Source organism: Micromonospora sp. NPDC006431 (genome assembly GCF_042870725.1).
Lineage (GTDB): Bacteria > Actinomycetota > Actinomycetes > Mycobacteriales > Micromonosporaceae > Micromonospora.
Map to the genome: position 1 here is coordinate 599,194 of NZ_JBIAHQ010000001.1, position 23,838 is coordinate 623,031.

19 protein-coding genes are annotated in these 23,838 nt (G+C 72.2%); 10 read left to right on the forward strand and 9 right to left on the reverse strand.

Annotation, left to right across the window (positions count from 1 at the left end; all coding sequences use genetic code 11):
* Nucleotide 1: 1 nt before the first annotated feature.
* The 6 genes from ACFYM6_RS02960 to acs form a co-directional block, all read right to left on the reverse strand.
* Nucleotides 2-934, reverse strand: coding sequence for an alpha/beta fold hydrolase (locus tag ACFYM6_RS02960; RefSeq protein ID WP_387271624.1), 933 nt, complete (start codon nucleotides 932-934; stop codon nucleotides 2-4).
* 184 nt (nucleotides 935-1,118) lie between these two features.
* Nucleotides 1,119-3,560: an immune inhibitor A domain-containing protein gene (locus ACFYM6_RS02965; RefSeq protein WP_387271863.1), complete on the reverse strand. Its 2,442-nt coding sequence runs from the start codon at nucleotides 3,558-3,560 to the stop codon at nucleotides 1,119-1,121.
* 279 nt (nucleotides 3,561-3,839) lie between these two features.
* A complete protein-coding gene (locus tag ACFYM6_RS02970; protein ID WP_387271626.1) occupies nucleotides 3,840-6,146 on the reverse strand; it encodes an immune inhibitor A domain-containing protein in 2,307 nt (768 codons plus the stop codon).
* A 452-nt stretch (nucleotides 6,147-6,598) separates the two neighbouring features.
* Nucleotides 6,599-7,993 (reverse strand): vanadium-dependent haloperoxidase, encoded by a 1,395-nt coding sequence (locus ACFYM6_RS02975; protein WP_387271628.1) that lies wholly within the window; start codon nucleotides 7,991-7,993, stop codon nucleotides 6,599-6,601.
* A gap of 160 nt (nucleotides 7,994-8,153) precedes the next feature.
* The gene (locus ACFYM6_RS02980) at nucleotides 8,154-8,915 is read right to left on the reverse strand and encodes a hypothetical protein (RefSeq protein WP_387271630.1); all 762 of its coding nucleotides are present in this window, start codon (nucleotides 8,913-8,915) and stop codon (nucleotides 8,154-8,156) included.
* Nucleotides 8,916-9,389: 474 nt separating this feature from the next.
* Complete coding sequence (gene acs / locus ACFYM6_RS02985) at nucleotides 9,390-11,378, reverse strand: acetate--CoA ligase (RefSeq protein ID WP_387271632.1); 1,989 nt, start codon at nucleotides 11,376-11,378, stop codon at nucleotides 9,390-9,392.
* A gap of 345 nt (nucleotides 11,379-11,723) precedes the next feature.
* Between acs and ACFYM6_RS02990 the strand changes: the two genes are divergently transcribed.
* Nucleotides 11,724-12,470, forward strand: a complete 747-nt coding sequence (locus ACFYM6_RS02990; RefSeq protein ID WP_387271634.1) for an oxidoreductase — start codon at nucleotides 11,724-11,726, stop codon at nucleotides 12,468-12,470.
* 152 nt (nucleotides 12,471-12,622) lie between these two features.
* On the opposite strand, the gene ACFYM6_RS02995 is transcribed toward ACFYM6_RS02990, so the two are convergent.
* The gene (locus tag ACFYM6_RS02995) at nucleotides 12,623-13,429 is read right to left on the reverse strand and encodes an HAD family hydrolase (protein ID WP_387271636.1); all 807 of its coding nucleotides are present in this window, start codon (nucleotides 13,427-13,429) and stop codon (nucleotides 12,623-12,625) included.
* Nucleotides 13,430-14,104: 675 nt separating this feature from the next.
* Here ACFYM6_RS02995 and ssd point away from each other — a divergent pair.
* From ssd to ACFYM6_RS03030, 7 genes are all read left to right on the forward strand, one after another.
* Complete coding sequence (ssd, locus tag ACFYM6_RS03000; protein WP_387271638.1) at nucleotides 14,105-15,208, forward strand: septum site-determining protein Ssd; 1,104 nt, start codon at nucleotides 14,105-14,107, stop codon at nucleotides 15,206-15,208.
* Nucleotides 15,205-16,416: a TadA family conjugal transfer-associated ATPase gene (locus tag ACFYM6_RS03005; protein ID WP_387271640.1), complete on the forward strand. Its 1,212-nt coding sequence runs from the start codon at nucleotides 15,205-15,207 to the stop codon at nucleotides 16,414-16,416. Before ssd ends, ACFYM6_RS03005 begins: the two co-directional genes overlap by 4 nt.
* Nucleotides 16,413-17,417, forward strand: coding sequence for a hypothetical protein (locus ACFYM6_RS03010; RefSeq protein WP_387271642.1), 1,005 nt, complete (start codon nucleotides 16,413-16,415; stop codon nucleotides 17,415-17,417). The genes ACFYM6_RS03005 and ACFYM6_RS03010 overlap by 4 nt, the downstream gene beginning before the upstream one ends.
* Complete coding sequence (locus tag ACFYM6_RS03015) at nucleotides 17,417-18,151, forward strand: type II secretion system F family protein (RefSeq protein ID WP_387271644.1); 735 nt, start codon at nucleotides 17,417-17,419, stop codon at nucleotides 18,149-18,151. Before ACFYM6_RS03010 ends, ACFYM6_RS03015 begins: the two co-directional genes overlap by 1 nt.
* Before the next feature lie 22 nt (nucleotides 18,152-18,173).
* Entirely contained in the window at nucleotides 18,174-18,341 is a 168-nt protein-coding gene (locus ACFYM6_RS03020; protein ID WP_076470820.1) for a DUF4244 domain-containing protein, read from the forward strand.
* Between the two features lie 134 nt (nucleotides 18,342-18,475).
* Nucleotides 18,476-18,850, forward strand: coding sequence for a TadE family type IV pilus minor pilin (locus ACFYM6_RS03025; protein WP_387271865.1), 375 nt, complete (start codon nucleotides 18,476-18,478; stop codon nucleotides 18,848-18,850).
* A 125-nt stretch (nucleotides 18,851-18,975) separates the two neighbouring features.
* Nucleotides 18,976-19,377, forward strand: coding sequence for an Rv3654c family TadE-like protein (locus ACFYM6_RS03030; RefSeq protein ID WP_387271867.1), 402 nt, complete (start codon nucleotides 18,976-18,978; stop codon nucleotides 19,375-19,377).
* Nucleotides 19,378-19,548: 171 nt separating this feature from the next.
* Here ACFYM6_RS03030 and ACFYM6_RS03035 read toward each other — a convergent pair whose 3' ends face one another.
* Nucleotides 19,549-20,127, reverse strand: coding sequence for a hypothetical protein (locus ACFYM6_RS03035; protein ID WP_357442133.1), 579 nt, complete (start codon nucleotides 20,125-20,127; stop codon nucleotides 19,549-19,551).
* 128 nt (nucleotides 20,128-20,255) lie between these two features.
* The gene (locus ACFYM6_RS03040) at nucleotides 20,256-22,811 is read right to left on the reverse strand and encodes a DEAD/DEAH box helicase (protein ID WP_387271647.1); all 2,556 of its coding nucleotides are present in this window, start codon (nucleotides 22,809-22,811) and stop codon (nucleotides 20,256-20,258) included.
* Between the two features lie 129 nt (nucleotides 22,812-22,940).
* On the opposite strand from ACFYM6_RS03040, the gene ACFYM6_RS03045 reads away from it, so the two are divergent.
* Together ACFYM6_RS03045 and ACFYM6_RS03050 are read left to right on the forward strand one after the other, a co-directional pair.
* Complete coding sequence (locus ACFYM6_RS03045; protein ID WP_387271649.1) at nucleotides 22,941-23,297, forward strand: STAS domain-containing protein; 357 nt, start codon at nucleotides 22,941-22,943, stop codon at nucleotides 23,295-23,297.
* Nucleotides 23,294-23,734 carry an ATP-binding protein gene (locus ACFYM6_RS03050; protein ID WP_387271651.1) on the forward strand — a complete coding sequence of 147 codons (441 nt, stop codon included), beginning with the start codon at nucleotides 23,294-23,296 and terminating at the stop codon, nucleotides 23,732-23,734. The genes ACFYM6_RS03045 and ACFYM6_RS03050 overlap by 4 nt, the downstream gene beginning before the upstream one ends.
* The last annotated feature ends 104 nt before the right edge of the window (nucleotides 23,735-23,838 follow it).

A 23,838-nucleotide genomic window follows, 5' to 3' on the forward strand; every position in this document is an offset into this window, starting at 1 on the left:
GTCAGGATTTCGTCCAGCGCAGGATCTCGCCGAGCACCACGTCGTGGGCCTCCACGTGCGGGAAGTGGCCGACCCCGTCGAGCAGCCGCCACTCGTACGGCGCGATGACGTAGCGGCCGGAACCCTGGGCGGTACGCGGCAGGGACGCCTGGTCCAGCGCGCCGTGGAGCTGCAGGGTCGGCGTGACCAGCGGTTTCTGCATCAGCTTGACGAACCGGTAGCCATGCAGCCGCAGCACCGAACGGAACGCCCACCGGTAGCCCTCCATGGCGCAGAAGGCGGCCTGCGGAATCTGCATCGCCTCCCGGCAGCACCGGGCGTACGCCGCGAAGTCCGGGCCCTGGACCCAGCGGGGTCCGCCCCAGCGGCGCAGGATCGCCTCCACCTCGGCGGCGTCGTCCCGGGTCAGCACGTGCTCGTAGCGGGGTAGCTGGAACTTCAGCGTGGGCGTGGAGGCGGCGAACTGGCCGCGCGGGTCCGCGAAGATGGCGGCCCGCAGCCGGAGCGGGTGCGGTGCCCCGAGCACCACCAGTCGCCGGACCAGGCTGGGATGGAACGAGGCGGCGGTCCACCCGATGAGGCCGCCGGCCCCGGAGCCGACCAGGGTCGCCGACCGCTCGCCGAGCGCCCGGATCAGCCCGGCGACGTCGGCGGCGAGGGTGTAGCCGTCGTACCCCCGCGGTGGCTTGTCGCTCGCGCCGTACCCGCGCAGGTCGACCGCGACGGCCCGGAACCCAGCGTCCGCGACCGCCGGCAGCAGGTCCTTCCAGGCGTACCAGTACTCGGGGAACCCGTGCAGGAAGAGCACCATCGGACCGGTGCCGGCCTCGACGACGTGGAAGCGGCTGCCGTTGGCGCCGACGAACCGGTGCGCCCACGGCCCGTCGGGGAGGACGCAGGACTCGTCGACAGGTCCGCCGCGCTGGTCGGTCATGTGCCCCAGCGTAGGCGCTGCGCGCGTGCGGCCGCCGCGCGCCGTCGGGCCGGCGCTCCACACGGCTGCCGCCGATCAGGGCGACCTGCGTCGCTGCCGACGCCGCGGCGACGGGTCAGGCCGGAACGGGCGATGCCCGGGCAGGTGGCCTGCCCGGGCATCGCGTCGTGCGGTGATCAGCGGCTCAGGAGAACTGGACCTTCATCGAGGTGCCGCTCTGCTTCAAAACCTTGATCTTGGTGCCGGTGGCCGGAAGCTTGACGCCGTGGTTCGGCAGCTCCGGGAACCAGTACTGCTTGGTGTCGTCGAACAGCGGCTGCGCGTCCTGGCCACGGATGTACTGCGGCTGGCTGTTGATGTGCAGCGTGAACGAGTCCGCCTTGTTGAGGCTGAACGGCGCGTCGTAGACCTGGACCCGGGCCCGCCAGGGGTTGCCGGTCAGGTTGTAGATCGGCCGCGGGTGCGCGTCGATGATCATGTTCCGACCCTCGCCCGGGTGGGCGAAGGTGTCGTTGTCGGCCCACCGGAGGTTCCAGTAGGAGATCAGCAGACCCTGCTGGTACGCGTAGTGGTCCACCCAGTCGGGCCGGCTGTTCAGGTAGCCGAAGTAGTACGGGCCGGTCTTCAGGTACTTGTCGTACGAGACGTACGACCGGTTGCCGGCGATGTAGTAGTTGGCGAAGTCCCGGGTGTAGGTCTCCTCGGCGATGCTCCAGCCCTTGAGCGCCCAGTCCCCGGCGCCGTTCTCGGCGCCGTCGCTGAGCAGGGTCTGCCCGTCGGCGGTCACGGTGATCGCGTCACCGAAGAAGCCGCCCGCGGAGAGCCCGCCGTCCGTGACGTAGTGGAACCGGAACTGGGTCACCTTGCCGGCCGCCGCGTCCAGCGGGATGTTGATGTCCACCCACTTGCCGCCGCTGCTGCCGCTGAGGGCAGGACGGGGGTCACTGCCCGAGACGGGCGGGAGTGCCTTGCCGTTGACCGTGCCGGGCAGCGCCGACCAGGTCTTGCCGCCGTCGGTCGACGCCTCGAAGAAGAGGTAGTCGAAGCCGGACTCGATGGAGTAGCGGCCCTTCATCGACAGGGCGGCCGTCGACTTCCCGGTGAGGTCGATCGTCCTGGTCATGGTGTTGTCCAGGTCGTCGTCGTTACCCGAGAAGTACTGCTTGGCGCCCTCGAACGGCTTGCCGTTGTTGAAGGTGTACGTCCGCGGCGGAAGCACCACGACCGCGGCCTGGGGCTTCTTGGAGTTGTACTCCTGCGGCCCGAGTTCCAGGGTGCGCTTCTGACCGGCCTTGACCACCTCGTAGTCGAGCCAACCGAGCTGGAGCTTGTTCCACGCGCCCAGGTCGCCACCGCGCTCGCCGATGCCGCGGTCGTTCTTGTCGCCGAGCCGGCTCTGGGCCATCAGGGTCCAGTGCTCGTTGTTGTTGTCGCCGCCGTTCAGGACGTTGTAGTCGTCCGGCAGGCCGAGGTCGTGGCCGTACTCGTGGTAGAAGACGCTGCGGCCACCGTTCTCCGGCTGAATGGTGTAGTCACGGATCCAGACGCCGGTGTCGCCGATCTCGGTGCCGCCGATCGGGAAGTTCGCCGGACCGGTCTGCGAGGTGTTGTACGCCGCCCAGCGGTGGCTCCAGATCGCGTCCTCGCCCTGGTGCGGGTCGCCGTCCGCCTGGTCGCCGCCCGAGTGAACGATCTGGAAGTGGTCGATGTAGCCGTCCGGCTCGTTGAAGTTGCCGTCGCCGTCGTAGTCGTACCGGTCCCACTGGTCGAACGACTGCATGTCGACCTTGATCTGGGCGTCGGTGCGCCCCTGGGCCTTCTGGTCGGCGACCCACTGGTTGGCGGCGTCCCGGATCAGGTCCCAGGTGTTCTGGCAGACGTTGCTGTCGCAGACCGCCGGGTCGTTGGCCGGGTTGTCGACGTCGTCGTCCGCGATCGGGTCGTCCGAGCGGCCGTACCGCGCGGCGTTGTACTTGACCTTCACCCAGTCGGTGACCATGCCGTCCACGGTGTACCGCCCGGACGACTGGGCCTCGTAGTACTGCTTGAGCGACTCGTCGCCCGGCTTCGTGCCGAAGTACAGCTGGCGGAAGTGCTCCGGGCTGTAGTTGGCCTGCCAGACGGTGGAGTTGTCGACCGCGCGGTTCGGTGCGGGGATCTCGTTGTGCCGCGGCCCGTCGAACCGGGTCGGACCCGGGATGTCCGGGTTCATGTCCTTGTCCGGGTAGGCCGGGTCCCGCTCGTCGCCGAACTCGGCCAGGATCACGAAGATCTTGTCGGTGCGCTCCCGGGCCAACTCGACGTACTGGTTCTTCTTGCCGCTTTTGCCCGGGGCCGCGCTCCGGGCGCCGGCCGCCGTCGCCGCGCCGCCGGCGGTCTCGCCGACCTTGACGACGGTGCTGCCGTTGATCTTCTGCGGCGTGGCCTTGCCGGACAGGACCTCGCTGAGACCCTCCTGACGAAGCGCGCGGCGCTTCTCTTCGAACTTGTCCGGCAGATCATGCTCAGCCTGCGCGGGCTCGGCCACCGATGGAGCGGTGGCCGGCAACTTCGGCTGCGGCGCGGCGCTGGCGGCCGTGCCCGCCACCAGTCCCGTCGCTGTCAGCGAAAGCCCGAGCAGACCCACTGCGACTTTGCGCACGTGGTACCTCCGGTGTGAGGGAATCGGCCCACGGGGTCGGGCCGGTGAAGACGTCCCACGAGTGGGACCACTGGTGAAGATAGACACTCCTGTGACGGGTGGGAAGAAGGGCGCATCGATTTGTAGCAACTTTTTGATGGGAACGCTCCTCACCGTCACATCCGCATCAGTCGATCGGGTGGTTCGATCAGGGGAACGTCCCGGGCACGCGAAAGGGCCGGTGGCGTTTCCGCCACCGGCCCTTTCCGGTTTGGTGCTACCCGATCAGTTGCTGACCTTGATGACCATGTCGCTGGTCGGGGTGGTGCCCTGCTGCAGGATCTCGATCTTGGTGCCGGTGCCGGCGACCTTGACCGAGTTCCACGGGTTGTTGCTGTTCCAGTACTTGTTCACCCCGTTGTCGGTGAACACCGGCGTCGGGTCGAGCTGCGGCACCGTCATCGACGCGCCGTTCTTGTGGAACGTCTGTGCCGGCTTGGCGTAGAGGCTGAACGTCGAGTCGTAGCCGCCGCGCCGGTTGGTGATCGTGCCCTGGTTGCCGACCTGGATCTTGCCCGGCCGAACGTCGATCGGCAGGTTGAGGCCGTAGCCCGGGTGCTGCGACGTGTTGTTGTCGCCGTACGCGTAGTTCACGTACCAGATCAGCAGACCGGGGTGGTTCGAGAACCGCTCCACGAAGTCCGGCCGGGAGTTGGCCCAGCCGAAGTTGTACCCACCGGTCCGCAGCGCGTCGTCGTAACCGAAGTAGGTCCGGTTCTCGGCGATGTAGAAGCGGGGGAAGGTGTCGGTGACCGAGCCGCCCATCCGGGTCCAGCCCTTCGCGGTCCACGCCGCGGCCAGGGTCTCCGCGTCGTCGGTCCACGCGACGGTGCCGTTCTTGGTCAGCGCGATGTTGTCCAGGAACGGACCCGCCAGGTGCACGCCGCCGTCGGTGGCGTAGCGGTAGCGGAACGTCACGGTCTTGCCGGCGTACGCCGACAGGTCGTAGGTCAGGTCGACCCACGCGCCGCTGGTGGAGCCGTCGACCCCGGTCTCACCCTGGTCGATGAGCGAGTTGCTCAGCGAGTGCCAGGTGGCGCCACCGTCGGTGGACACCTCGGCGTAGAGGTAGTCGTAGTCCTCCTCGATGTCCCACTGGGCCTTCGCGGTGATCGACGCGGAGGCCGAGCCGGTCAGGTCCAGGGTGCGGGTCAGCGTGGTGTTCAGGTCGTCCGCGCTGCCGCCCCACCACTCGTACGACCCGCCGAACGGCGTGTTGTAGTTCGTGGTCTGGGTCTGCGAGGGCAGGTTGACGACGACTGCCTGGGCCTTCGGCCCGTCGCTGTCGCCCGCCGGCCCGAGCGTCACCTGGGTGGTGCCGCTCTTCTGGTCGACCACCGAGTGGTTCAGCCAGCCCAGGAAGAGCTTCGACCACGGGTCCATGTAGCCCGGGGTCGAACCGATGTCGTCGGTGCCGTGGCTCAGCCACGAACCCGATGCCATCAGGCTCCAGAAGCCGACGCCGTTGTCGCCGCCAGCGGTGTCGTACAGGTCCGGCAGGCCGAGGTCGTGGCCGTACTCGTGGGCGAACACGCCCAGGCCGCCGTTCTCCGGCTCCGTGGTGTAGTCCCGGATCCAGAAACCGGAGTCACCGATCTGGACACCACCGGCCAGGTTGCCGGCGGGGCCGGCCTTGCCCTCGAGGTTGGGGAACGCGGCCCAGCGGTGCGACCAGATGGCGTCCTCGCCCTGAGCGCCGCCGCCGGCCTCCTCGCCCTCGCCGGCGTGCACCGCCTGGAAGTGGTCGATGTAGCCGTCGGGCTCGTTGAAGTTGCCGTCGCCGTCGTAGTCGTACCGGTCCCAGACGTCGAACTGGGCCAGGTAGTCCTTGATCTGCTGCGGCGTCTTGCCGGCCTTGACCTGGGCGTCATACCAGGACGTGGCGCTGTCCTTGACGAAGTTCCAGGAGCCGTCGGCGTCGGAGATCTTGTTGCTGCCGTACCGCGCCTCGTTGTACGGCACGGAGATCCAGTCGCTGACGTCGCCGCCGACCGTGTACCGGCCGCCGGACTGCTGCAGGTAGAAGTCCCGCATCGACTCGCCCGAACCGTAGAACATGTCCGTGTAGTGCTCCCGGTGGAAGTCCGGGCGCCACAGGGTGCTGTTGTTGTCGGTCGAGCCGCCGTCCCAATTGCGGTCCGGCTCGGGGATCTGGTTGACCACCGGGCCGGGGGTGCCCCCGGTACGCGGGTCGGTCTTGTCGCCGAAGTTGACCAGCATCGTGAAGATGGGGTCGACCTTCGGCGCCTGCTGGTACTCGACGAACAGGTCGTCCTTTACCTGGATGACCTTCGAGCCGTTGCGCGTCTGAAGCTTGGCCTTGCCCGTCAGCAGGTCGGCGATGGCCTGCTTCCGGACCTCCCGGTGCTGATCCGCCTTCGGATCCGGGAGGTTGTCCCTGCCGTGCTTCGCCTTCTCGGCGCCGGGGGTGGGCTCCGCCGCCGGGGCGGCGGACGCCGGCGCCGTGACGACACCGGCTGCCAGCAGCGCGGCCGCGGCCGAGGCCAGGCCTGCTGTGACTCGTCTCCTCAAAGGTCCTCCTCCTTTGTGGATCTGTTACATGACAGGGGCAGCCAAAGCCATCACCGTCATGCCATGCGCCACTGACAATTGCATGGAGTTCGTCGCTTGTCACCGGGCAACCAGCGAAGTTTCTGGGCAAGTTTTTCCGGCAAAGTGGGGCGAAGGCTACGCAAGAGTGGCTGCCTTCCCGGCTTCCGGTCGGCCTGTGATCACCGTCGGTGACGATGATTATGCGGTCCCCGAGTTGGGAGCGAAGGTGGGCGCGAAAATGTCACAGCAGGCAGGGTTGTCGCTGCGGGGCAGTTTGCTGGAGCCGTCCAGGTGACGCAGGGATGAAGCCGGCAGAGCCGACCAGCGTGGTACTGCCGGCGCACAGGTGCAGGGCGGCCATGGAATCGGCCGCCCTGCACCGGGCGCTGAGATGTGGGGGTCTCTCCGATTAGCCGGAAAGTTCCGACTAACTATACATTTACGAACGCGAAGGTGTTCTGGGTTACGTGCTCGCCGATGCTGAGGCCGGTGGCGAGCCCGTCGGTTCCGTCGAACCGGAAGTGCACCCCGAGGTAGATCCGGCTGAAGGCGTTCTCCGTCGCAGCAGCGGTGAAGCTGCTGAAACTACGGACCACGCCGCTCGCATGCGGGTCCTCGGTGGTGAGAGTGAAGGTGCCGGCGCTGTCGCCGAACTCGGTGCGCATGACGCCGGCCCAGGCGCCGGCGAAGGTGGCGTGACCGGACATCCAGGCCGGGAAGCACGGGCTGAAATGCACCCCCTGCTCGTTGGCGGAGAGCGGCTGCCAGGTGTCCTCCCGGTCGGTGGCGGGGTTGTTGTCCGTGTCGGCGAGGTGGATGGCGGTTTCGGGTCGCCACAGGTCGATCGAGGTCCGATACTTCCGGTCCCAGGCGGCGATGGACGCATCGGCCATGGCCAGTGACACCCGGGCGAAGAGACGGGCCGTGTTGATGGGAGCGGTCGCCACGTCGGTGAACTTCGCCGCCGCCACGATCCTGGTGTGCGCGAGCAGTTGGCCCGGGGGTTTGTAGGTGCGGTCCAGATCGTTCGCCCAGAACCACGCGGCCTGGGTCTGGTCGTCGGTGCGGATCGTGGAATCCACCCGTCCCAGATCCTTCACCTCTTTGAGCTGGTTGGCGTACAACTCGCTGGCCAGCAGCGTGGCATAGGTGGTGTGCCCGCCGGGTGGTGCCGGTCGGAACTGGCTGGTGCCGGTGACGAACGGGAGAACGCTGCCCCAGTGGGGCGTCACCGGTGCTGCGCAGAAGTTCTCGGTTTCCCGCCAGGCCCCCGGGGTGTTGTCCTTCACGTAGCTGGGCGTGGCGTTCGCGCCGTCGTTCCCGCGCAGGCTCCTCATCCGATCTACGACGCAACGGGCTGCGGCGGCGTCGACATCGAACGGGCTCGGCGTGCCGTACCGTGCGGTGAACCTCCCTTCGACGTACGTGCGCTGCGCCGGTAGGGCGTCGATGAGGAGGTCGCGGGCCGCGAACCCGGCAGCGAGGTCTTCGTTGATGGATATGCCGAGCGAGGAGAGACATTCGGTGTCGGAGGGGCCGACGGTGTATCCCCGGTAACCGCTCCCTCTGCCGTTCTGGTCGACCCAACGCGCACCGGTGAAGATGTCGAAGATCCCGGTGTGCATCATGGCGGCGGCCCGGGCGAGCGGGCCAGGCCCTCCGCCTTGGCGGCGGAACGCCTCCAGCAACGTGTCGTTCCAGTAGTGGATGGTGGCCGTGGTGGCTCCATTGGCCGCCGCCGGCGTTGCTGTCGTGACCAATGAACCGATAGCGGCCAGCAGGCTGGCCAGTACGACGCCAAGTGATCGGCGCACGCCTCTACTCATTCAGACCCTTCCTCAGTACTCGAGATGGTTTCGCCCAGGGAGCTGGTGGCAGCACTCTGGCAGTCGAAGTTGATCGATGGAAGGGCAAAGCGGAACGGGCGACCGCTGCGCCTCGTCAAAGGGCAGGCTCGTCCCTGTGGCTGGCCGTGCGAGCGGCCGGTCAGATCCACTTTCGTTGGGCGGCGGCGATGCCGAGAGTGAGCCGGTTCGTCGCCCCCGTCAATTCCTCCAGCAGCTCCATCTGCCGGCGGACCCATCGGGAGCTCCGTCCGAGGGCGTGGGCGATCGCCTCGTCCTTCAGCCCGGCTGCGGCCATTCGGATCACCTGCAGCTGCGCTGGGGACGGCCGGCCGGGTCCGAACGAACTGTCGGCATTCAGCGAGGCGGCGCGTTTCCAGAGTAGGTCGAAGTACTGGACGAGCGCGTTGACCAGCGGCGGTGTCTGGAGGAACAGGGCTGGGCCGCCCCAGGTGTCCACTGAGGCGACGGCTGTGTCGTCGACGATGGCCAGCTGCAACGGCAGGGCTGGCAGCACTCGCCAGTGGCTGCCGGGTTCACCCGCCGGCCCGGGTGTGGCCGGTGGCCCAACCCTGTTCAGGGACTCCGGGGTGCAGATCGTCCGGTAGCGGATGAGGGGGCCCGGGCGGCCGAACGGTGGCAGCGCCGCGAACCACTCCGGGGCGTCGGGCGAGCCGTCGGCCCACAGCCGCAAGCATCTGCGGGTGGCGGCGTCCAGCAGTTCCCGGACGCGGACGCGGGTCTCCGCGCCGGACAGCAACTCGACTCCGGACGATCCGTTCACGTCCGTGCGGGGCCGCCGGTGCGTCCGCTCCAGGCGTACCAGCCCGTCGTAGCCTTCGGCCCGAAGCATGTCGGCCAGGTCGAGGCACCGGGCGGCCAGCAGGCGGCTCGGTGCCGTCATCGCCGGTACGCCACGAAGGCGTCCCGGCCGACCTGGCGCCTCCCAGACCAGTGCGCAGCGGATGAGGTCGGCCAGCGCCGGCGAGTCGGGATGCGGATCAGCGGCGACCGCGGGCTGGCGGCTGCCCGCCGGAATCAGATGTTTGTGAAGTAGACATGCGTCATCGGACGGCAGACCTGCAAACATTTTGTGCCCCCGTTTTGCAGTGCAGCAGCAGTCCGCGCTTCCGAGAGCGAGGTACTGCGCACTCTCGGTGCTGCTTGCCTGCAGATACTCCCCGGCACATCGGCGCGAGTCAATGGAGAAAGTGGCGCGCCAATGGGGTCACCTCCGCCACGATGCCGCTCGCTGCCGTCGTCGATGATCCGGTCGGTTCTCCCTCGCCTGTCGACCGAGCGGGCCGGGCCGCCAGACGGCAGGTGGGTGGCGCCCCCCAGCGAGGAGGACACCACCCACCCAGGATGCTTCCCGCGGTCAGTCCTCGTCGGACTTGCCGCCACCCATGCCCGAGGCGATCAGCTCCATCACCGAGGAGTCCTGCAGCGTGGTCACGTCGCCGAGCGAGCGGTGCTCCGCGACGTCGCGCAGCAGCCGGCGCATGATCTTGCCGGAGCGGGTCTTCGGCAGCTCGGGCACCAGCATGATCTGCCGCGGCTTGGCGATCGGGCCGAGCGTCTTCGCCACGTGGTTGCGCAGCTCGGCGATGAGCTGCTCGCCGGCCTCGCCCGAGGTCTCCGCGGTGCCCCGCGGGATGGCGAACGCGACGATCGCCTGGCCGGTGGTCGGGTCGGTCGCGCCGACCACCGCCGCCTCGGCCACCGACGGGTGGCTGACCAGCGCAGACTCCACCTCGGTGGTGGAGATGTTGTGCCCGGACACCAGCATCACGTCGTCGACCCGGCCGAGCAGCCAGATGTGCCCGTCGTTGTCCTTCTTCGCCCCGTCACCGGCGAAGTAGACCCACTCGTCGCCGGCATTGGCGCCGGCCCCGAACCGCGACCAGTAAGTCTCGATGAACCGGTTGTCGTCGCCCCAGATGGTGCGCAGCATCGACGGCCACGGCTCCGTGAGCACCAGGTAGCCACCGCCGCCGTTCGGCACCGACTGGCCCTGGTCGTCTACCACGTCGGCGACGATGCCGGGCAGCGCGGTCATCGCCGAGCCCGGCTTGGCCTCGGTGACGCCCGGCAGCGGCGAGATCATGATCGAGCCGGTCTCGGTCTGCCACCAGGTGTCGACGACCGGCAGTTGACCCCGGCCGACGTGCTGGCGGTACCAGATCCACGCCTCCGGGTTGATCGGCTCGCCGACGCTGCCGAGCAGCCGCAGCGAGGACAGGTCGTAGCCGGCCGGGATGTCCTCGCCCCACTTCATCATGGTGCGGATCAGGGTCGGCGCCGTGTACAGGATGGTGACCTTGTACTTGTCGACGATCTCCCAGAACCGGCCCTTGTGCGGGGTGTCCGGGGTGCCCTCGTACATCACCTGGGTGGCGCCGTTGGAGAGCGGGCCGTAGACGATGTAGGAGTGGCCCGTCACCCAGCCGATGTCGGCGGTGCACCAGTAGACGTCGGTCTCCGGCTTGACGTCGAACACCGCGTGCGTGGTGTACGACGTCTGGGTCAGGTAGCCGCCGGTGGTGTGCAGGATGCCCTTCGGCCGGGCGGTGGTGCCGCTGGTGTAGAGGATGAAGAGCGGGTGCTCGGCGTCGAACGGCTGCGCGACGTGCTCCGGCGCGGCGGTCTCCACCGTCTCGTGCCACCAGTGGTCCTTCTCCGACCAGGCGACGTCCTCGCCGGTGCGGCGGACCACCAGCACGTGCTCCACCGACGGGCACTTCGCCACCGCCTCGTCAACGGTCGGCTTCAGCGCCGACGGCTTGCCCCGTCGGTAGCCGCCGTCGGCGGTGATCACGACCTTGGCGCTGGCGTCCTGGATCCGGTTGGTCAGCGCGTCCGCGGAGAAGCCGCCGAAGACCACGCTGTGCGTGGCGCCGATCCGGGCGCAGGCCAGCATGGCGGCCGCCGCCTCCGGGATCATCGGCAGGTAGATCGCCACCCGATCGCCGGCGGTGACCCCCAGGTCGGTCAGCGCGTTGGCCGCCTGGCAGGTCAGCTGGTGCAGGTCGGCGTAGGTGAGGGTGCGGGTGTCACCCGGCTCGCCCTCCCAGTGGATCGCCACCTTGTCGCCCCGGCCGGCCTCGACGTGCCGGTCCAGGCAGTTGTACGCCACGTTGAGCTGGCCGCCCACGAACCACTTCGCGAACGGCGCGTTTGACCAGTCGAGCACCTGGTCCCACTGCTTCGCCCAGGTCAACCGGCCGGCCTGGCGCTCCCAGAACCCGAGCCGGTCGCCCTCGGCCTCGGCGTACGCGTCGGCCTTGACGTTGGCGTTCGCGGCGAGTTCGGCCGGCGGCGGGAACTGCCGCGTCTCGTTCAGCAAGTTGGCCAGTGCCTCGCTCATGCGGTGCTCCTTCATCGCGTGACCTGCGTCTCGTACGCCGCTGAGGTTAGTCGCGCGGTGGCCGCCCCGCGACAGCCTGGTCCGGCCCCGCGCGCCCAGCGGCCCGCGGCGCGCGCCGGGTGGCGCGCTCGGTCCCGCCCGTCTCGTGCGGCGCTGGCCCGGGGCGGCGGGGGGCGGGCCTTGGGCCAGCGGGGCTCGGCATGGCGGTCGCGGGATGCGGCATGTGGGCGTGTCCCGGGTAGCTGAGCGCGCGGGTCACCGCAACCGGTGTCGATCACGGCGGCCGGATGGCCATCCGGGCGGGCGGGTGCCCAGCCAGGGTGGCGGGGTGGATAGCGTGGCGGGGTGACCACCGATCCGCTCGCCCCGCTGCTCGCGCTCGCCGACATCGCGCCCGCCGTCGAGCAGGCCCGCGACCGGGTCGACCAGGCGCACCGGCACCGCGCGCTGCGCCGCCACGGTGGTCAGGTCGCCGCCGAGGTCAGCCTCCGCTCCGCCGTGGCCAGCGCCGCACTGGAGGGCCGGGTGCAGGACCGTGAGGAGGTACGCGCCGGCACGGTCACCGACCCGGTGCTGCAGGGGGCGCTGCGGGTGGCCGGGGCCCTGCCCGGGCTGAGCGAACTCTGGCCGAAAGCTCCCCGGCAGGCCCTCGCGAGGTTGCACGTCCTCGCCGCCCGGGACGTCGTGGCCGAGTCCGAGCTGGGTCGGCCGGTGTCCGACCCGGTGGTCGCGGCGCGCCTCGACGGGCTGGCCGGGCTGGTCGCCGGCGGCACCCGGGTACCGCCGCTGGTGCTGGCCGCCGTGGTCCACGGCGAACTGCTGAACCTGCGCCCGTTCGCCGGCCCGTCCGGGGTGGTGGCCCGGGCCGCCGCCCGGCTGGTGCTCATCTCCACCGGTTTCGACCCGCGTGGGCTGGTCGCCGTCGACGTCGGGCACCGGGAGCGGGAACCCGAGTACGTCGGCGCGGCCGGTGCCTTCGCCACCGGCACCCCGGACGGGCTGCGCTCCTGGCTCCGCCACTACATGGCCGCAGTCGAGGTCGGCGCGGACCAGATCGCCCTCATCGGCGACGAAATCCTCGCCGCCTCCTGACCCGCACCCCGCGCGGTGCGCTCCGCGCGGTGCGCTCCGCGCGTGCGGCATCCGCGCATTTTCGCCGAAAGTGGTGCTATCCGACGCCGGGAGGCCGCACTTTCCCCGAAAGTGCGCGGTCGAACCGGTGGGCGCGGGGTGGGGAGGCGGAGTCAGGTGGTGGGGGTGGTGGCACGGGTGCGACGGTGCCGGCCGTACCAGGCGATGCCGATGGCCACCCCGACGCCGACGCCGAGGGCCGCCGCGGCGACCGGCACGGCGGGACGCTCGCGCAGCCGCCGGCCCAGCGGGACCGGGTGCCGGAACTCCAGCACCGGCCACGAGTTCTCCACCGCCAGCTTGCGCAGGGCCCGGTCCGGGTTCACCGCGGTCGGGTGCCCCACGCACTCCAACAGCGGCCGGTCGCTGTACGAGTCGGAGTAGGCGTACGAGTCGGCCAGGTCGTAGCCGCGCTCGACGGCCAGCTCGCCGACTGCGTCGACCTTGCTGGGGCCGGCCGCGTAGAACTCGACCTCACCGCTGTAGCGGCCGTCCTCGACCGTCATCCGGGTGGCGATCACGTCGGTGACCCCGAGCAGCTCGCCGATCGGCCGGACCATCTCCTCGCCGGAGGCGGAGACCAGCACCACGTCCCGCCCGGCGGCCTGGTGCTCCTCGATGAGGGCGGCGGCCTCGGCGTACACGTAGGGGTTGATCAGCTCGTGCAGCGTCTCCGCGACGATCTGGCGGACCTGTTCCACCTGCCAGCCCTTGCAGAGCGTGGCGAGATAGTCCCGGGTCCGGGCCATGGTCTGCTCGTCGGTGCCGCCCAGCCGGAACATCAGCTGCGCGTACGCCGACTTGACCACGTCACGCCGGGTGATCAGCCCGTCCCGGTAGAACGGCCGACCGAACGCCAGTGCGCTCGACTTGGCGATGACGGTCTTGTCGAGATCGAAGAAAGCGGCGCTTCGGCCCACGGCGCGAAAGTCTAGCCCGAGGGGCGACGGCCAGCGTGGCCCCGGGGTCGCCGGCGAGAGCGCGGCCCGCGGGGCGCTGCCCTGAGTGACGGCCGTCACACTCTGCGAATGCGAATTAGCGGTGTGTGGAGCGGACACCACTCGACGTATACCGGTCCGCTGCGGCATGCTTGTGCTCGCGATGAGAGTTCACGTCTCATCGTCTGGAAGGCCCTCGGCGGTTGCACCCCCCGTGACCGCTGAGCGGGTTCGGCTCGACCCCCCCGGAGCCGAACCTCACGACGACCCCCGTCTCCCCCCGACGGGGGTCGTCCCATTCTGGGAGCGCTGCTCCACCGTAGGTCACCGGCCGTCCTCGTCCTCGTCCGGTGGCCGGCTTCCTGGTTGACCGCCGGCCCGGGAGTCGGGCGGAGCCCGTTCGGCCGCCGGTGCAGCCAGGTGGCGGCCGGGCGAACTGGGTGACCACCGGGATCACCTTTCAGACCCTCGCTGACCGCCGCGCCGTCGGCGGCCGCGTTGCCCTGCTCCCGGCGCTCATAGCAGATCGACTCGCCCGGCGTGGCCTGTCCACAGCTGCCCTCGCCGTCCACAGGGGATCGCCGACGCGCATCATGGCCCGTCCCGCCCCGGCAGGCTTCCGACCGGCCCGTCCGAGTCCGACCGCTGGAGGCCGCCATGCCGCCCCGTACCCCGCTTCCCGCGTACCGCCGCCTTCCCCTGCTGGTCACCGCCGACGGTGAGCTGCTCGACGAGTTGCTCCGGCTCGCCGCAGCGGGCGGCACCGAGGTCGAGCTGGCCGCCGACCCGGCCGCCGCACGGGCCCGCTGGGCACCGGCCCCGCTGGTGCTCGTCGGCGCCGACCAGGCACAGGCCTGCCTGCGGGCCCGGCTGCCGCGCCGGGCCCGCACGGTGCTGGTCGGCCGGTCCGGCCACCTCGACCCGGGTACGGAGATCGCCGAGCTGATCGGCGCCGAGCACGTCGCGACCCTGCCCGCTGCCGAACCGTGGCTGGTCGACCGGTTCGCCGAGTGCGCGGGTGATCGGCCGGGCCCCGGCGGGGCGCGCGTCCTGGCCGTGCTCGGCGGACGCGGCGGCGCGGGAGCCAGCGTGCTGGCCGGCGGTCTCGCCGTCACCGCCGCCCGGGCCCGGTTGCGCACCCTGCTGGTGGACGCCGACCCGCTCGGCGGCGGCCTCGACCTGGTGCTCGGCTGGGAGCAGCTGGAAGGGCTGCGCTGGCCCGGGTTCACCGGCACCGACGGCCGGGTCGACCCGCCGTCACTCGTCCGCGCCCTGCCCAGCCGGGGTGACCTGGTGGTGCTCTCCTGGGACCGGGGCGACCTGCTGCACCTGCCGGCCGAGGCGATGGCCGCCACTGTCGACGCCGCCCGCCGGGGCCGCGACGTCGTGGTTCTCGACCTGCCCCGGCACCTGGACGACGCGGCCGTCGTCGCGTTGCAGGCGGCGGACCGGTCCCTGGTGGTCGTACCGGCCGAGCTGCGGGCCACGGCCGCCGCGGCCCGGGTGGTCGCCGTGGCCGCCCCGCACTGCGCCGACCTGTCGGTGGTCGTGCGCGGTCCGGCGCCCGGCCGGCTCAAGGCCACCGAGGTGGCCAGGGCGCTCGGTCTGCCGCTGGCCGGCACGCTCCGGCCCGAACCGGGGCTCTGCCGAGGGCTGGAACGGGGCGAGGCGCCCGCCGCCGACGGGAAGGGCCCGCTCGCCGCCCTGTGCCAGCGAATCCTCGGCGAGCTGACCGACGTGCCGGCGACGGGTGCGGCATGACCGGGCCGGCCGATTCCGAGGAGCTCGCGGTCCGCGTCCGGCAGCGGTTCGCCGCCGAGGCCACTCGGGTCACTCCCGCCGCGGTCGTCTCGGCCGTACGCGCCGAGCCGGGCAGCGCCGTGCTCGGCGACACCGCCCTGCTGAGGATCGCCGACCGGGTGCACGACGATCTGGTCGGCGCCGGCCCGCTCGCCCCGTTGCTGGCCGATCCGCAGGTCACCGACGTGCTGGTGAACGGCACCCGGGTGTGGGTCGACCGAGGACGGGGGCTGCACCAGGTTGCCGTGCCGCTCGGCTCGGTCGACGACGTGCGCCGGCTGGCGCAGCGCCTCATCGCTGCCGCCGGACGCCGTCTCGACGACGCCTCGCCGTGCGCGGACGCCCGGCTGCCGGACGGCACGCGGCTGCACGCCGTGCTGTCACCGGTGGCCACCGACGGCCCGTACCTCTCCCTGCGCACCTTCCGGCAGCGACCGTTCACCCTCGACGAGCTGGTCCGGCAGGGCACCGTGCCCCGGCCGGTGGCTCCGCTGCTCGCCGCCCTCGTGGCGGCCCGGCTGGCGTACCTGGTCACCGGCGGCACCGGTTCCGGCAAGACCACCCTGCTCAACACGCTGCTCGCGCTGGTGCCCGGTACGGAACGGATCGTGCTCGTCGAGGACGCCGCCGAGCTGCGCCCCGTGCACCCGCACGTGATCGGCCTGCAGGCCCGTACGTCCAACGTGGAAGGCGCCGGGGCGGTCGGGCTGAGCGACCTGGTCCGGCAGGCGCTACGGATGCGGCCGGATCGGCTGGTGGTCGGTGAGTGCCGGGGCTCGGAGGTGGTCGACCTGCTCGCCGCGTTGAACACCGGCCACGACGGCGGTGCCGGGACCCTGCACGCCAACGCCCCGACGGACGTACCGGCCCGGTTGGAGGCGCTCGGGCTGCTCGGTGGCCTGCCCCGGGCCGCCCTGCACGCCCAGGTCGCCGCGGCGCTCCAGGTCCTCCTCCACATGCGGCGCACCGCCGAGGGGCGGGTGCTGGAATCCGTCAGCCTGCTGATCCCCGAGGGGCCGGACCGCCTGGTCACCGTGGTTCCCGCCTGGTTACGCGGACGCGGGCTCGGCCTCGCCGCCCGGCCGCTCGGCGCACTGCTGAAGGACAGGGGCGTGACCGTACCTCCGATCCTCTGCGCCTCCTGGCCGGGCTCGGCGGGCCCGTCGTGACCGGCCAGGTGTGGCTGGTTGCCGTACTCCTGGTCGTCGCCGCGACGGCGGTGGCCTGGCCGGTACGCGCCGGCCGGGCACGGCGGCGCGCCGTCCTCGGGTCGGGACGACCTCCCGGGGCGGGCCGGATGTCGCCCATGCACCGAGCCTCGGGTGTCCCTTCGCGCGGGCCGGCCGGCGGGCCCCGGCTCGCCGGACGTCGCGGCCGAGCCGCCGCGGTGACCCGGCCGCTGCCAACCCGGCCACCGGGGCGGCACGATCCGGCCCACCCGATCGCCTCGCTCGTCGAGTTGGCTCCCGGAGGCTCACCGGATCGGTTCCTCGCTGCCGCCGTCCGTCGGGTACGGCGAGTCCGGACCGGGACCGGCCAGGTGCAGCTGCTGGCAGTCGTGCTGGGTGGCGGGACCGGTGCCGTGCTGGGCGGGCCGGTGGCCGGGGTGGTGCTGGCCGCCTACGGGGGGCTCGCGGCCCGGGCGGTTCGGCGTCGGCACGCCCACCAGGCGGCCGACCGGGCCCATCGCCATGACCTGGACCAGCTCTGCGCCCTCGCGGCCGATCTGCGCGCCGGCCTGCCGGTCGGGGCCGGGCTCGGCGAGGGCACCGGCCCGGGGATGGCCACGCCCGGCCTGCCCGACTCACCCGGCCTGGCCGGTGGCCCGCGCCGAATCGCCCGGATGGCCCGGGCGGCCGTGCGGCTGGCCGACCGTACCGGAGCACCCCTGGCCGAGCTGCTCGAACGCGTCGAGGCCGACGCCCGGGCGGCCGACCGTGGCCTCGCCGCAGCCGCCGCGCAGGCGGCCGGCGCTCGGGCGACCGCATGGCTGCTCGCCGCGCTGCCGCTCGGCGGCATCGGGCTGGGCTACGCCATCGGCGTCGACCCGGTAGCGGTGCTCCTGAACACGACGGTCGGCGGGGGCAGCGCCGTCGCGGCGGTCGCGTTGCAGATCGGTGGGCTGCTCTGGGCCGAACGGCTCGGTACGGTGCCGGGGCGGGCCGGCTGATGTCCCGGCAGGTGGTGGCCGCGGGCTGCCTGGCCGGAGCGGCTCTGCTCGTGGTGATGGCCGGTGGACCGGTTGCCCGTCCGGTACGACGGCTCCGCCGGCTCGTGCCGCGGGCGACGGCGCGCCGCCGCCCGCCCTGGTGGCCGGACCGCATCCGGCTCGGCGCGGCGCTGGCCGGGCTGGCCGTGCTGATCGTGCTCGGAGGCTGGGCCGGCCTGTTCGTCGGGCCGCTGGCCGGCCTGGCCGCGGATCGGCTGCTGCGCCGGATCGAGCCGCGGGCCGTCCGTGACCGGCGGCTCCGGGAGACCGCCGACCTGCCGCTCGCCGCCGACCTGCTCGCGGCCGCGCTGCGGGCGGGTGCGCCGGTCGACCGGTCGGTGCTGGCGGTCGCCGAGGCGCTGGGCGGGCCCCTCGGCGACCGGCTCGGCCGGGTGGGCCGAACGCTGGAGCTGGGCGGGACGGCAGCGGAGGGGTGGGCGCACCTGCACCCGGTGTCCGGTGCGGAACGCCTGGTGGCCGCAGCGGTCCGCTCGTCCAACAGCGGTGCCGCGCTGGCCGGCGCGCTCACCCGCCTCGCCGACGACCTGCGATCCGATCGCGCCACCGCGGCGGAGGCGGCGGCCCGGCGGGCGGGTGTCCTCATCGTCCTGCCGCTCGGGCTCTGTTTCCTGCCCGCCTTCATTCTCGCCGGTCTGGTGCCGGTGATCGTCGCCGTCCTCGGCGATGTGCTCTGAACCCAGGAGAAAGGGAGAACGAATGCGCAAACTCCTCGCCCGCCTGCGCGGAGACGCCGGGATGAACACGGCCGAGTACGCCGTCGGCACCCTCGCCGCCGTGGCCTTCGCCGGCATCCTGCTGAAGGTGCTCACCTCCGGCAACGTGCAGTCCGCGCTCACCGCCGTCATCGACCGGGCACTGAAGTGACCGGGCGCCGGTGGGCCGGCCGCCGTCGGAGCGGTCCGCGCTCGGGCTTCCCGTGTCGGGCCTCCGCGAAGCCGTATGCGACCGGCGTCCGCCTCCGGGCCGGCCGTTCGCGCGGCGGAGGCTCGACGGCCGCCATCGCCGCCTCCGGGCAGCCGTGGGGTGCCGGGGAGCGTGGCTCGTTCACCGCCGAGTTGGCGGCCGGCCTGCCGGCGCTGGTCCTGCTGCTGTTCGTCGGCCTCACCGCGGTCAACGCGGTGACCACCCGGGCCGGTTGCCTGGACGCGGCCCGGGAGGCGGCACTCGCCGCCTCCCGAGGCGGGTCCGGGTCGGCAGTCGGCACCCGGTACGCCCCCGCCGGCGCCGAGATCTCGGTCACCGCGACCGGCGATCAGGTCACCGCGACCGTCCGGGCACCCGTCCGTACGCTCGGCGGGCTGCTGCCCCGGATAACCGTGTCGGGCAGCGCGGTGGCCGCCGTCGAGCCTGGTACGCCGGGCCCACGGCCGTGAGGAGCCGCCAGCCGTGGCGTCGCCCGGCCCGCGCCGGCGGGCGGGCGGCCGGGCGGGTGACGCGGGCCGAGGCGATCCGCCGGCGGCGGCTACCCGCGACCGGCGGATCCAACCGGCCGGTTGGCATGCTGGGCCGGGTCGAACCAGGCCGGCTCGACCAGGACGGCATCGCCGCCGGGGGGTCGGCTGACCGGGGCGGAGCGACCGTCTGCCTGCTTGCGGTCGGTCTGGTGTTCGTGCTGGTCGGACTGTTCGGCGCGGCGCTCGGCGCGGCCCGGACGGCGCGTCACCAGGCGCGGAACGCCGCCGACTTCGGGGCCCTGGCGGGTGCCGGGCGGGCGCTCGACGGCGACGGCGTCGCGTGCGCACGGGCCGACGAGTTGGCCCGCGCCAACGGGGGCCGGCTGGTGGCCTGCCGTCTGGACGGCCTCGACGTGATCGTCACGACGGAGGTCGAGGTGGCTCCGGTGCCGTGGCTCACCCGCGCCGCCACCGCGACGTCGCGAGCGGGTCCGGTCCGCGGCTGACCGCATCCGGAGCGAAGGGAAGTGCCATGAACTTTCGCCGACCAGGCGATGGCAGAGGCCGAGGAGGTGAGCCTGCTGGCCGCGCTGATCCCCGAGCCGCGGCGGGGCTGGGCGGTGCGGGAGCACCCGGGCCGCCCAGCCCGACGTCGCCCGACAGCCGGCGAGGCGGCGTCAGCGGGACTGCAGGGCGTCCAGGCCGACCGCCATGGCGATGACCAGCCGCCGGTCGATCTGCGGGTGCTGGATGTCGACGACGTACCGGTCGCGCAGGCCCCACTTCTTGTCGACCGAGAACACCGGCTGGCCGCCGGCGACGAAGTCGAAGTGGTACGGCAGCCAGGAGAGCGAGTCGACGAACCGGCGCAGCAGCGCCACCGGCATGCTGCGCTCCTGCCCGGTGATCGGCGGCAGGCCGGGCTGCTCGACGTGCCAGGTGGACCGCAGCAGCGACTGGGCAAAGTCCTTGCGGAACAGGCCGATCGGGGTGCCGGCGTGGTCCGTCACGTCGTACGTGGCGCCGAGGTCGAGCCGCTGGCGGGCCTTGAAGCCGAGCAGGGGGTGCTGCTTGGCGTCGTCGGTGTAGATGGTCACCTGCTCCTTGAACGCGAGCCGCTTCTGCTGCGCGAAAGCGAGCAGCTCGCCTTCCGAGCCGTCCGGCGCCATGGCGTGGACCTCGTACTGGTTGACCATCATCCGGATCCGCTGCCGGACGATGAACTGGTGCTGGGTCTGCAAGCGGTCGAGCTGCACGTGATCTCCTTCAATAAGCAACGCCGGAGTCTCGCACAGCTCGGCCCTCGGCGTCCGCCCTCGGCGTCTCCACCGCTGGCGCCCGACCGGCTGCCGGTCGGCCGCCACGAGGAGGCCAGGGCTGAGGGTTACCGCTGATCAGCCGCCGACCGCTCGTCCTGCCGAGGAAGGCCCACCCCGACGCCGCCCCGGCTCCCACCGGCCGCCGCCTCCGACACCGCCTCGGCACACGACTCAGCCGCCGCGGCAGGTGAGGCACCGGCCGCCACCTCATCAGAGGATCCAGCGGCCGCCGCCAGGTTGGCGAGCACCACGTCGAGGACCTTGACGGCGTCCGGCTTGGAGAGCGGGTTGTTGCCGTTGCCGCACTTCGGAGACTGGACGCAGGACGGGCACCCCGCCTCGCAGCCACACTCGGCGATCGCGTCCCGGGTGGCGCGCAGCCAGGCCGCCGCCGTCCCGTACGCCCGCTCGGCGAAGCCCGCGCCGCCCGGGTGGCCGTCATAGACGAAGACGGTGGGGGCCTCGGTGTCCGGGTGGACCGCGGTGGACAGGCCGCCGATGTCCCAGCGGTCGCAGGTAGCCATGAGCGGCAGCAGGCCGATCGCGGCGTGCTCGGCGGCGTGCAGCGCGCCCGGAACGTCGGCGGCCTCGATCCCCGCCGCCGCCAGGGACTCGGGGGACAGGGTGAACCAGACGGCGACGGTACGCAGTTCCCGGGCCGGCAGGTCCAGCGGCCGGGTGTCGATCACCTCGCCGGTGGCGATCCGCCGCCGCTGGTACGACACCACCTGGCTGGTCACGTCGACCTCGCCGAGGAAGAGCCCGACCGGCCCGGCGTCCACGTACGACCGGACCGACACCACGGACAGCGAGGTGACGTCCCGGGCGTGGGTGGACCAGTCCGGCTCCTCGGCGTGCACCAGCGCGCACCCGTCCGCCAGGTCGAGCGCGTCGACCACGTACGAGACGCCCTGGTGCAGGTAGACCGCCCCGGAATGGAGCAGGAAGTGTGAGGAGCCGCCGTCGACCGTGCCGAGCAGCCGCCCGGTGGACTCCTCCACCACGCAGACCGGTGCCCCGTTCTCGCCGCGCAGGTCCACCTCGGGCCGCTCCCGGTGCCGCCAGTACCAGCCGGTCGGCCGCTGCCGCAGCGCCCCAGCGGCCACCAGGTCCTCGACCGCCTCCTTCGCGCCCTCCCCGAAGAGTTCCAGGTCGGCCGGGGTGAGCGGGGCCTCGAAGGCGGCGCAGGCGAGCTGCGGGGCGAGCACGTACGGGTTGGCCGGGTCGAGCACGGTCGCCTCGACGGGCCGCCCGAACAGCGCCTCGGGATGGTGCACCAGGTAGGTGTCGAGCGGGTCGTCCCGGGCCACCAGCACCGCGAGTGCCTCGTCGCCGGAGCGTCCGGCCCGGCCGGCCTGCTGCCAGAGTGACGCCCGGGTGCCCGGCCAGCCGCAGATCAGCACCGCGTCCAGGCCGACCAGGTCGACGCCGAGTTCGAGGGCGTTGGTGGAGGCGAGCCCGAGCAGGTCGCCGTGCAGCAGGGCGCGTTCCAGCTCGCGCCGTTCCTCGCGCAGGTAACCGGCCCGGTAGGCGGCCACCCGGTCGCCGAGCCCGGGCACCGCCTCGTCCAGCGCGCGTCGGGCGTTGGCGGCGACCACCTCGGCACCGCGCCGGGACCGGACGAAGGCGAGGGTGCGGACCCCCTCGACGATGCTGTCGGCGAGCAGGTCGGCGGTCTCCCGCAGCGCGGAGCGGCGGACCGGGGCGAGGTCGGCGACATCGGAGGACGTATCCGAGGGGAGCAGCGGCGGCTCCCACAGCGCGAAGGTCACCCCGCCGCGCGGCGAGGTGTCCTCGGTGACGGCCGCGACCGGCAGCCCGGTGAGCCGCCCGGCGGTCGTCGCCGGGTCGCCCGACGTCGCCGAGGCCAGCACGAACACGGGAGTGTTACCGAAGCGGGCACACTGCCGACGCAGCCGGCGTAGCACGTGCGCCACGTGCGAGCCGAACACGCCCCGGTAGGTGTGGCACTCGTCGACCACCACGTACGCGAGCCGGCGCAGGAACCCGGACCAGTTCGCGTGCCCGGGCAGGATGCCGTGGTGCAGCATGTCCGGGTTGGTCAGCACGAACCGGGAGTGCCGCCGGATCCACTCCCGTTCGGCGCGCGGGGTGTCCCCGTCGTAGCAGGCGGGGCGTACCCCCTCCAGCTCGAGGCCGGCGACGGCGCGCAACTGGTCGGCGGCGAGTGCCTTGGTCGGAGCCAGGTAGAGCACGGTGGCACGGGGGTCGGCGAGCAGCGTGCCCAGCGCCGGAAGCTGGTACGCCAGCGACTTGCCGGACGCCGTGCCGGTGGCCACCACCACGTGCGTCCCGGCGTACGCCAGCTCGGCGGCCTCGGCCTGATGCCGCCACGGGGCGGTGACGCCGCGCCGGGCGAACGCCGCCCGCAGCTCCTCGGGGGCCCACGTCGGCCACGGCGCCGGCTCCCCGACCCGGGCCGGCACCCGCTCGACGTGGGTGACCGGGTCGGCGGAGTGCCGGGCGCGCAGCCGGTGCAGCAGCTCGGCGGGCGGTCGCCCGGGCCCGCTGCTCGCGGGCACGGTGGCTGCCGACGGCTTCTGGTCGTGGCGCGGCGGTAGACGCGCCGAGCTGAAGCTGTCGTAGGTCACGGCCTGCACCTTCGGAACACGATCGGGAAATGAAACGCGGGGGGCCTGGGTAAGGGGGTTGAGCCTCGGCCGGTGACTCACCGGGGCGTTCAGGCGGGGATGGTTAGATGCCGTGGAGAGCTTACCGAGGAGGGACCGATGGAGCTGTCGCTGGCGACTCGCGCCGTGGGGGAGCACACGGTGCTCGAGGTCGGCGGTGAGGTGGACGTCTACACGGCGCCTCGCCTGCGGGAACGGCTCCTCGAACTGATCGACGGCGGGGCCCGCCGGGTCGTGGTGGACCTGGGCCGGGTGGACTTCCTCGACTCGACCGGGCTCGGCGTGCTGGTGGGCGCCCTGAAGCGGCTCCGCTCGGCGGGCGGCTCCTTCGCCCTGGTCTGCGACAAGGAGCCGCTGCTCAAGATCTTCCGGATCACCGCGCTGGACCAGGTCTTCCCGCTGCATCCCACGGTCGACGCGGCGGTCAGCGCCGATCCGACCGGCGCCGGCGCATGATGGCGACCGTCAAGCTCTCCTTCTCGCCCGCCCCGGTGCACGTGCGCACCGCCCGCCTGGTCGGCGTCGCGGTGGCCCGCCGGGCCGGCGTACGGGAGGACCTGCTCGACGAGGTGCGCCTGGCGATCGGCGAGGCGTGCACCCGGGCGGTGGCCCTGCACCGGCAGTACGGGCTGGCCGATCTGGTGCTGGTGGAGATGTCCGACAACGGGGCGTACTCGGTCCGGGTGGTGGACCGGGCCCCGATCGAGGCGGGCATCGGTCTCGCCGCGCTGCCCCCGGACGAGCTGGCCAAGGAGTCGCTCAGCGAGGACGCGCTGACCACCGGCGTCGGCTTCGCCCTGCTCGCCGGCTTCGTGGAGGACCTGCAGGTACGCCCGGTCGAGGAGGGCGTCGGCACCGAGGTCCGGATGGTCTGGCCGGTCGGCCGCTCCTGACGTTCCCACCACCGCAGGCCGCGTTCCCGCCCAGGGAACGCGGCCTCGTCGTGCTGGCCGCCCCATATATCAGATTTCTTCGCATAGCACAGCGACGAAGATCA

Excerpts from the sequence above, each read along its gene's own strand:
- ACFYM6_RS02960 (WP_387271624.1), bottom strand. The coding sequence starts at position 934 with ATGACCGACCAGCGCGGCGGACCTGTCGACGAGTCCTGCGTCCTCCCC.
- ACFYM6_RS02975 (WP_387271628.1), bottom strand. The coding sequence starts at position 7,993 with ATGAGTAGAGGCGTGCGCCGATCACTTGGCGTCGTACTGGCCAGCCTG.
- ACFYM6_RS02980 (WP_387271630.1), bottom strand. The coding sequence starts at position 8,915 with ATGACGGCACCGAGCCGCCTGCTGGCCGCCCGGTGCCTCGACCTGGCC.
- acs (WP_387271632.1), bottom strand. The coding sequence starts at position 11,378 with ATGAGCGAGGCACTGGCCAACTTGCTGAACGAGACGCGGCAGTTCCCG.
- ssd (WP_387271638.1), top strand. The coding sequence starts at position 14,105 with ATGCCGCCCCGTACCCCGCTTCCCGCGTACCGCCGCCTTCCCCTGCTG.
- ACFYM6_RS03005 (WP_387271640.1), top strand. The coding sequence starts at position 15,205 with ATGACCGGGCCGGCCGATTCCGAGGAGCTCGCGGTCCGCGTCCGGCAG.
- ACFYM6_RS03015 (WP_387271644.1), top strand. The coding sequence starts at position 17,417 with ATGTCCCGGCAGGTGGTGGCCGCGGGCTGCCTGGCCGGAGCGGCTCTG.
- ACFYM6_RS03020 (WP_076470820.1), top strand. The coding sequence starts at position 18,174 with ATGCGCAAACTCCTCGCCCGCCTGCGCGGAGACGCCGGGATGAACACG.
- ACFYM6_RS03030 (WP_387271867.1), top strand. The coding sequence starts at position 18,976 with ATGCTGGGCCGGGTCGAACCAGGCCGGCTCGACCAGGACGGCATCGCC.
- ACFYM6_RS03045 (WP_387271649.1), top strand. The coding sequence starts at position 22,941 with ATGGAGCTGTCGCTGGCGACTCGCGCCGTGGGGGAGCACACGGTGCTC.
- ACFYM6_RS03050 (WP_387271651.1), top strand. The coding sequence starts at position 23,294 with ATGATGGCGACCGTCAAGCTCTCCTTCTCGCCCGCCCCGGTGCACGTG.